The sequence below is a fragment of the uncultured Arenimonas sp. genome, assembly GCF_963976025.1.
In the GTDB taxonomy this organism is placed as follows: domain Bacteria; phylum Pseudomonadota; class Gammaproteobacteria; order Xanthomonadales; family Xanthomonadaceae; genus Arenimonas.
This window is the reverse complement of the sequence record NZ_CAXBJS010000132.1, coordinates 1-7,312: the sequence shown is the minus strand read 5'-3', so window position 1 is coordinate 7,312 and position 7,312 is coordinate 1. Positions and strand designations below refer to the sequence as shown.

6 protein-coding genes are annotated in these 7,312 nt (G+C 70.6%); 1 reads left to right on the top strand and 5 read right to left on the bottom strand.

Going from position 1 to position 7,312, the window contains the following annotated elements; all coding sequences use genetic code 11:
- Window positions 1–214: 214 nt before the first annotated feature.
- On the bottom strand, window positions 215–829 hold the full coding sequence (locus AACZ35_RS10465) for a GNAT family N-acetyltransferase (RefSeq protein ID WP_339828927.1): 615 nt from the start codon (window positions 827–829) through the stop codon (window positions 215–217).
- Window positions 830–1,003: 174 nt separating this feature from the next.
- Here AACZ35_RS10465 and AACZ35_RS10460 point away from each other — a divergent pair, with 174 nt between their 5' ends.
- On the top strand, window positions 1,004–1,852 hold the full coding sequence (locus AACZ35_RS10460) for a pirin family protein (protein ID WP_339828925.1): 849 nt from the start codon (window positions 1,004–1,006) through the stop codon (window positions 1,850–1,852).
- A gap of 3 nt (window positions 1,853–1,855) precedes the next feature.
- On the opposite strand, the gene AACZ35_RS10455 is transcribed toward AACZ35_RS10460, so the two are convergent.
- From AACZ35_RS10455 to AACZ35_RS10440, 4 genes are all read right to left on the bottom strand, one after another.
- Window positions 1,856–2,719, bottom strand: a complete 864-nt coding sequence (locus AACZ35_RS10455) for a pirin family protein (RefSeq protein ID WP_339828923.1) — start codon at window positions 2,717–2,719, stop codon at window positions 1,856–1,858.
- A 10-nt stretch (window positions 2,720–2,729) separates the two neighbouring features.
- On the bottom strand, window positions 2,730–3,242 hold the full coding sequence (locus AACZ35_RS10450) for a phosphoglycerate mutase family protein (RefSeq protein ID WP_339828921.1): 513 nt from the start codon (window positions 3,240–3,242) through the stop codon (window positions 2,730–2,732).
- 65 nt (window positions 3,243–3,307) lie between these two features.
- Entirely contained in the window at window positions 3,308–6,772 is a 3,465-nt protein-coding gene (gene mfd / locus AACZ35_RS10445; protein ID WP_339828919.1) for a transcription-repair coupling factor, read from the bottom strand.
- A 13-nt stretch (window positions 6,773–6,785) separates the two neighbouring features.
- A complete protein-coding gene (locus AACZ35_RS10440) occupies window positions 6,786–7,286 on the bottom strand; it encodes a GNAT family N-acetyltransferase (RefSeq protein WP_339828929.1) in 501 nt (166 codons plus the stop codon).
- Window positions 7,287–7,312 lie beyond the last annotated feature (26 nt).

Sequence of the window (7,312 nt, the reverse complement as noted above, 5' to 3'; positions counted from 1 at the left end):
CCGCCGGCGGTGTCGGCGGGGCCGGCCGGCGCGGTGGCTTCGCCGCTTTCCTGGGAGGGGCTGCAGGCAGCCAGCAGCAGGGCGGAGGCCATCAGGCCCAGGCGCAGGGAAAGGCTGGACTTGTTCGACATGCTCGACTCCGGGCGAAGCGGGGACCTCATGGTCGTTGCCGGCCCGGTGGCTGTCAACGCGCCTCGCAGGCGCCGGCAGGAGCTCAGCCGGGGCCGGCCCAGTCGCTGGCCAGCAGGCCCATCAGCACGCTGTCCTGGGTCTCACCGGCCACCCGCCAGCGCTGCCGCAGGTAACCCTCGCGGCGGAAGCCCAGGGCTTCGAGGGTATTGAGCGAGCCCTGGTTGCGCGGGTCGACGTCGGCTTCGATCCGGCGCAGGCCCAGGCTGGAAAAGGCATGGTCGAGCAGCACCGTCAGCGCCTCGCGGGCGTAGCGGCGGCCCCAGTGTTCGCGCGCCAGGGCAAAACCCAGTTCGGCCCGTCCCTGGGCATGGTCGATGGCGTACAGGGTGGTGGTGCCGATCAGCTGGTCGTCGCCGCGCAGGGCGATGCCCCACTGGAACAGGTCGCCCTGTTCGAAGCCACGATGGATCGATTCAAGGTAGATCGCCGCCTCGTCCCGGTGTGGCCAGGCGACGTGGCTCCAGTAGCGCATCACCTCGGGGTCGGAAAACACGGAATACAGCCCGTCGAGGTCGCGGGCCTCGATCCAGCGAAGCTGCAGGCGCGGCGCAACCAGTGTCGGCAGCCGGTCCGGGGCGGACGGGGCGGGACCGGGCGCGGGGCGTCGTCGGGCGGTGGGCATATCGTGCAAAGCCATCGTCGGGGGGGCGATATCGTCGTCGGGCTACCGGTTAGAACGCGTGACGGGGGTGAATCCGGACGTCCTCGCTTACGGGAAACCCAGCGTTGCGGCGCCGGCACCTCGTGCCGGCCGCCGGCAGCCCCCATAGTTGCACCATCGCTTCGCCACGAGGCCCCGCCTGGAGTCGCCATGAGCCTGTCCATCCGTCCCGTCCTGCGCACCCTGCGCGGCCAGCCTGCGTCCGATGGCGCCGGCGTCAAGCTCACCCGCGTGATCGGCAGCCCGCAGCTGCCCGATCTCGACCCGTTCCTGATGCTCGACGAGTTCGGCACCGACCGGCCCGAAGACTACCTGGCGGGTTTTCCCGAACACCCTCACCGCGGCTTCGAAACCGTCACCTACATGCTCGACGGCCGCATGCGCCACCGCGACAACCACGGCAACGAGGGCGTGCTGGTGCCCGGCAGCGTGCAGTGGATGACCGCCGGCCGCGGCATCGTGCATTCGGAAATGCCCGAGCAGGAAGAAGGCCGCATGCGCGGTTTCCAGCTGTGGGTGAACCTGCCGGCGCGCGAGAAGATGACCGCCCCGAAGTACCAGGAATATGGCCCGGAACGTTTCCCGGAGGTGGACGCCGCGCCGGGCGTGCGCGCGAAGGTGATCGCCGGCGAAGTGGCCAGCGTGCGCGGCCCGATCGAACAGCCGGCGACCCGTCCGACCTACCTGGACCTGCGCCTGGGCGCCGGTGACCGATACCAGCACGCGCTGCCCGCGGGCCACACCGCTTTTGCCTATGTCTACGAGGGCAGCGCCCGCGTCGGCGACGGCCAGGGTGCGGCTACCGTGCAGGCGCGCGAGCTGGCGGTGCTGGGCGAAGGCGAGGCGGTGGCGCTGGAGGGCCGCGAGGCCGACACGCGGCTGATCCTGGTCGCCGGCCAGCCGCTGCGCGAACCGGTGGCGCGTTATGGCCCCTTCGTCATGAACACCCAGGCCGAGCTGCGCCAGGCCTTCGAGGACTACCAGGCCGGCCGCTTCTGAGCTTCAGCGTTCGGGCAGTTCGATGCGCTCGGTTTCGCCGGGCACCTGGCCCAGGCGGTCCTCGCGCCAGGCCTGTTTGGCCTGTTCGATGCGTTCGCGCGAGCTGGACACGAAGTTCCACCAGACGTGGCGGCGGCCGTCGAGCGGGTCGCCGCCGAGCAGCATCACCCGCGCGTCGCAGCCGGCCTTGAGCAGCGGTTCGCTGTCGGGGTCGAGCACGACCAGGTGTTCGAGCGGCACGGGTTCGCCGTCGAGCGTGAGCTCGCCTTCCACGGCGTAGATCGCCCGCTCGGCGTGATCGGCCGGCAGCACCAGCGCGGCGTCGGCGGCCAGGTCGATGGCCACGTACAGCGTGCGTGCCAGCACCTGCACCGGCGAGGTTTCGCCGAACGCATCGCCGGCAACGACGCGCATCCGGACGCCGGGCAGCTCGACCACCGGCAGGGTGGCGGCGGGGTGGTGGGCGAAGGCCGGTGCGGTTTCTTCGTGCCCGCGCGGCAGCGCCACCCAGGTCTGCAGGCCGTGCATGCGATGTTTTTGCCCGCGCAGGCGGTCGGGCGTGCGCTCGGAGTGCACGATGCCGCGGCCGGCGGTCATCCAGTTGACGTCGCCGGGCCGGATTTCCTGGGCCGATCGGAGGCTGTCGCGATGCATGATCGCGCCTTCCCACAGGTAGGTGACCGTGGCCAGGCCGATGTACGGATGCGGGCGCACGTCGAGCGGCGTGTCCGGTCCCAGTTCGGCCGGGCCGATGTGGTCGAAGAAAACGAAGGGGCCGACGCTGCGGCAGCTGGCGTGCGGGATCAGGCGCTTGACCGTGAAGCCGCCGCCGAGGTCGTGCACGCGCGGGGGAACGAGCAGGGGCATGACGGGCTCCTCAGTAGCGGCTGGTGATCACCCGGGCGCCGCCGTCGGTGTCGAGCAGCACCAGCGTGTAACGATCGTATTCGGTTTCGGGCATGGCTTCGGCGGCCTGGCCGGACAGGGCCTGGACAATGCCGGGCACGGTATTGCTGTGGCCGACCACCAGCACCGTGCTGCCGGGCGGCATGGCGCGCAGGTCGGCGGCCAGGTCGGTCGCGTAGCTGGCGGCGTTGCCGGCGTTGATCTCGCGCACTTCGACGTCGATGCCCGCGGCCGCGGCCGCTGGTTCCGCAGTCTGGCGGGTGCGCCGGAACTGGGTGGCGATGGCCCGGTCCAGGCCTGCGCCCGCGAGCGTCGTCGCCAGGGCCTGTGCGCGCACTTCGCCGTCACCGGCCAGCGAGGGATCGAGTTTGTCGTCGTCGTCCTTCTCGGCGTGTCGCACCACGACCACGACGATGCCCTCGTGGGCGGGCAGGGCGGCGGGCGAAGCGAGCGAAAGCGAGAGCAGCAGCGTCAGCAGCGACATGGCCGGTTCCTCAGGGGCGACGGGCCAAGTCTAGCCGCCCCGGCGCGGGGCGGCAGTACCGGGGCTCAGCCGTGAACCAGCAGGGCCAGCAGCCCGCGCGCGGTGCGCAGGCGGGATCCGGCGTCGGGCAGTTCCATGCGGATGCGCAGCTTGTCCGGTCCGTCCATCGAATACACCTTGGGCTGGGACTGGATCAGGCGGATCACCGACATCGGGTCGATGTTGGGCTGGGGCAGGAAGTGGCAGCGGCCGCCGGTGGGCCCCAGTTCAAGCTTGCGGATGCCCAGCGGCGTGGCGTCGAGCTTGAGTTCGGCGATGGCGAAGAGCTGCTTGGCCGGGTCGGGCAGCAGGCCGAAGCGGTCGACCATTTCCACCTGCAGTTCCTTCAGGGCGTCGGTGTTGCGCGCCGAGGCGATGCGCTTGTACAGCGTCAGGCGGGCATGCACGTCGGGCAGGTAGTCTTCCGGAATAAGCGCAGGCACGTGCAGTTCGACGTCGGCGCCGTGGCGCTGGGCCGGGTCGAGTTCGGGCAGCTTGCCGGACTTGATGGATTTGACCGCGCGCTCAAGCAGTTCGGTGTACAGCGAGAAGCCGATCTCGGCCATCTGGCCGCTCTGGTCTTCACCCAGCAGTTCGCCGGCGCCGCGGATTTCCAGGTCGTGCGTGGCCAGGGTGAAACCGGCGCCCAGTTCCTCGAGCGAGGCCAGGGCTTCCAGGCGCTTGCCGGCGTCGGAGGTCAGCGACTTCTTGTCCGGCACCACCAGGTAGGCGTAGGCGCGGTGGTGGCTGCGGCCGACGCGGCCGCGCAGCTGGTGCAGCTGGGCCAGGCCGAAGCGGTCGGCGCGGTTGATGATGATGGTGTTGGCGCTGGGGATGTCGATGCCCGATTCGATGATGGTCGTGCACACCAGCACGTTGAAGCGCTGGCGGTGGAAGTCGAGCATCACCTGCTCGAGTTCGCGTTCGGGCATCTGGCCGTGGGCCACGCGAACGCGCGCTGCCGGCACCAGCTCGGCCAGGTCGCGCGCCATCTTCTCGATGCTGTCGACTTCGTTGTGCAGGAAGTAGATCTGGCCGCCGCGCGCCAGCTCGCGCTGGAAGGCTTCGCGCAGCAGGTTGGCGTCCCAGGGCGTGATCACCGTCTGCACCGCCAGGCGGTGCGCCGGCGGCGTGGCGATGATGCTCAGCTCGCGCAGGCCGCTCATGGCCATGTTCAGGGTGCGCGGGATCGGCGTGGCGGTAAGCGTGAGCAGGTGCACCTCGGCGCGCAGCGCCTTCAGGGCTTCCTTCTGGCGCACGCCGAAACGCTGTTCTTCGTCGACGATCACCAGGCCCAGGTCCTGGAACTTCACGTCCGGCTGCAGCAGGCGGTGGGTGCCGACGATCACGTCGATCTTGCCTTCGGCCAGCAGGGCCAGCGCCGCCTTGATTTCCTTGGCCGACTTGAAGCGGCTCAGCACCTCGACCCGGATCGGCCAGTCGGCATAGCGGTCGCGGAAATTGCGGTAGTGCTGTTCGGCCAGCAGCGTGGTCGGCACCAGCACGGCCACCTGCTTGCCGGCGACGGCGGCGACGAAGGCGGCGCGCACGGCGACCTCGGTCTTGCCAAAACCGACGTCGCCGCAGACGACGCGGTCCATCGGCTGGGTCTGCCCCAGGTCGGCGACCACGGCGTCAATGGCCGCCAGCTGGTCGGGCGTTTCCTCGAAGGGGAAGGTGGCCGCGAAGGGTTCGTACATGGCGCGGTCCAGCGGCAGCGCCAGGCCCTTGCGGGCGTGCCGGCGGGCCTGGATCTCCAGCAGCTCGGCGGCGACGTCGCGCACCTTTTCGGCCGCCTTGCGCTTGGCCTTTTCCCAGGCTTCGCCGCCGAGCGAATGCAGCGGCGCGTGCTCGGGCGAGGCGCCCGAGTAGCGGCTGACCAGCTGCAGCTGCGAGACCGGTACGTAGAGCTTGTCGCCCTTGGCGTATTCGATCTGCAGGAATTCGCTGGTGACGCCGCCGGTGTCGAGCGTCACCAGGCCCTGGTAGCGGCCGACGCCGTGGTCTTCGTGCACGATCGGCGAGCCGACCTGGATTTCGCTCAGGTCGCGCAGCACCGCGTCCGGGTCGCGCACGGCCTTGCGGCGGCGGCGCGACTGTTCGGCGCGCTCCGGGAACAGCTGGCGTTCGGTCAGCACCGCCAGCGCCGGTGTGCTCAGCGCAAAACCATCCTCGAGCGCCGCCGCGGTGATGGCGAACGGCTGGTCACCGGCCAGGAAGGCGGCCCAGTCCGCGACCACGGCCGGGCGCAGGTCGGCCGAGGCCAGCAGTTCGAGCAGGGCTTCGCGGCGGCCGGCGGAATCGGCGGCCAGCAGCACGCGCCCCGGATAGGCGCGCAGGAATCCCAGCAGCGCGCTGCCCGGTTCGCCGCCCTTCTGGCTCCAGGGCAGCACGGGCGCGGGCTGTTCCGGCAGCGCGATGGCCTTGGCGGCTTGGGCATGGCCGGGGTCGAGCACGTCGATGCGGCTGGCCTTGTTCCAGCGGGCGCGCAGTTCTTCGGGCGACAGGTAGAGCTCGCCCGGCGGCAGGATCGGCCGTTCCAGGTCGTGCCGGCGCTGTTCCCAGCGATCGCCGGTCTGCGCCCAGAACGCTTCGGCGGCCTCGACGACGCCGTTGCCCAGCACCAGCAGGGTGTCATCGCCCAGGTGGTCGAACAGGCTGGCGGTCTGCTCGAAGAACAGCGGCAGGTAATACTCGATGCCGGCCGGCGTGCCGCCTTCCTTCAGGTCCTGGTAAAGCGGGCAGCGGCGCGGGTCGAAGTCGAAACGTTCGCTCAGGCGTTCGCGCACGCGTTTGGTGCTGGCCTCGTCGAGCGGGAATTCGCGCGCCGGCAGCAGGCGCACGCTGTCCACCGGGTGGTCGGAGCGCTGGGTTTCAGGATCGAAGCTGCGCAGCGAGTCGATTTCATCGTCGAACAGTTCGATGCGGTAGGGCCGGTCGGCGCCCATCGGATAGAGGTCGAGCAGGGCGCCGCGCACGGCGAAATCGCCCGGGTCGAGCACCTGCGGCACGTTGCGGTAGCCGGCGGCCTCGAGCCGGCGTTTTTCCGCGTCCATGTCCAGGCGCTGGCCCTTGTGCAGGTCGAGCGTATTGCCGGCGATCCAGCTCGGCGGTGCCAGCCGCTGCATCAGCGAGGCCACCGGTACCACCAGCACGCCCTTGCGCGTCGTGGGCAGGCGATAGAGCGCGGCCACGCGCTGGGACACGATGTCCGGGTGCGGGCTGAACAGGTCGTAGGGCAGGGTTTCCCAGTCCGCGAAATGCAGCACCGGCAGCGCGTGTGCGCCTTCTCCGGCGAACACGCGCAGGTCGTGCTCCAGGGCCTGGGCGCTGTGGCTGTCGCGGGTGATCGCCAGCACCAGGCCATCGTGCTGGCGGGCGGCTTCGGCCAGGGCCAGGGCCTGCAGGCTGGCGCTGGTGGGGGCGCGCCAAAGGGCGCGCTGCTGGCCGGCCCGGGGGCGGGGCGCGCTGAGGAGGGAGTCGTGGGTCATCAGACCCGGGATTTTACCGGAGGTCGAGCGTCACGCGGACCTGGCCACCTGAACCCGGGATGTGTTCACGCCGGAAACCCACGGCCTGGGCCAGCGCCAGCATCGCGGCATTGTCCTCGAGCACGTCGCCCCAGAGCCGCTTGAGGCCATGGACCTGGGCCCATTCGACGATGCGCTTCATCAGCAGCTTGCCCAGGCCCTGGCCGGCCACGAAGCGCGAAACCAGGATGGCGAATTCGGCGCTTTCGGTGCCCGGGTCGAGGTCGACGCGGGCGACCGCGCCCACCAGGGCCTCGCCCGGCGGCAGCGGTTCGGCGGCCACCACCACGTAGGACCGTCCGGGTTCGGGCCCCACCAGTTGGGCCAGGTAAACCGGCGCCAGGGCTTTCACCGGGTGCAGGTAGCGCCGGCGGACTTCGTCTTCGCTGAGCAGATCGAAGGCGCCGGCAATCGGCCCGGCATCGGCGGGGTGCACCGGCCGCAGCCAAAGTTCCCGGCCGTCGGACAGCCGCACGGCTTCGCAGCGCCCGGGGTCGGGCG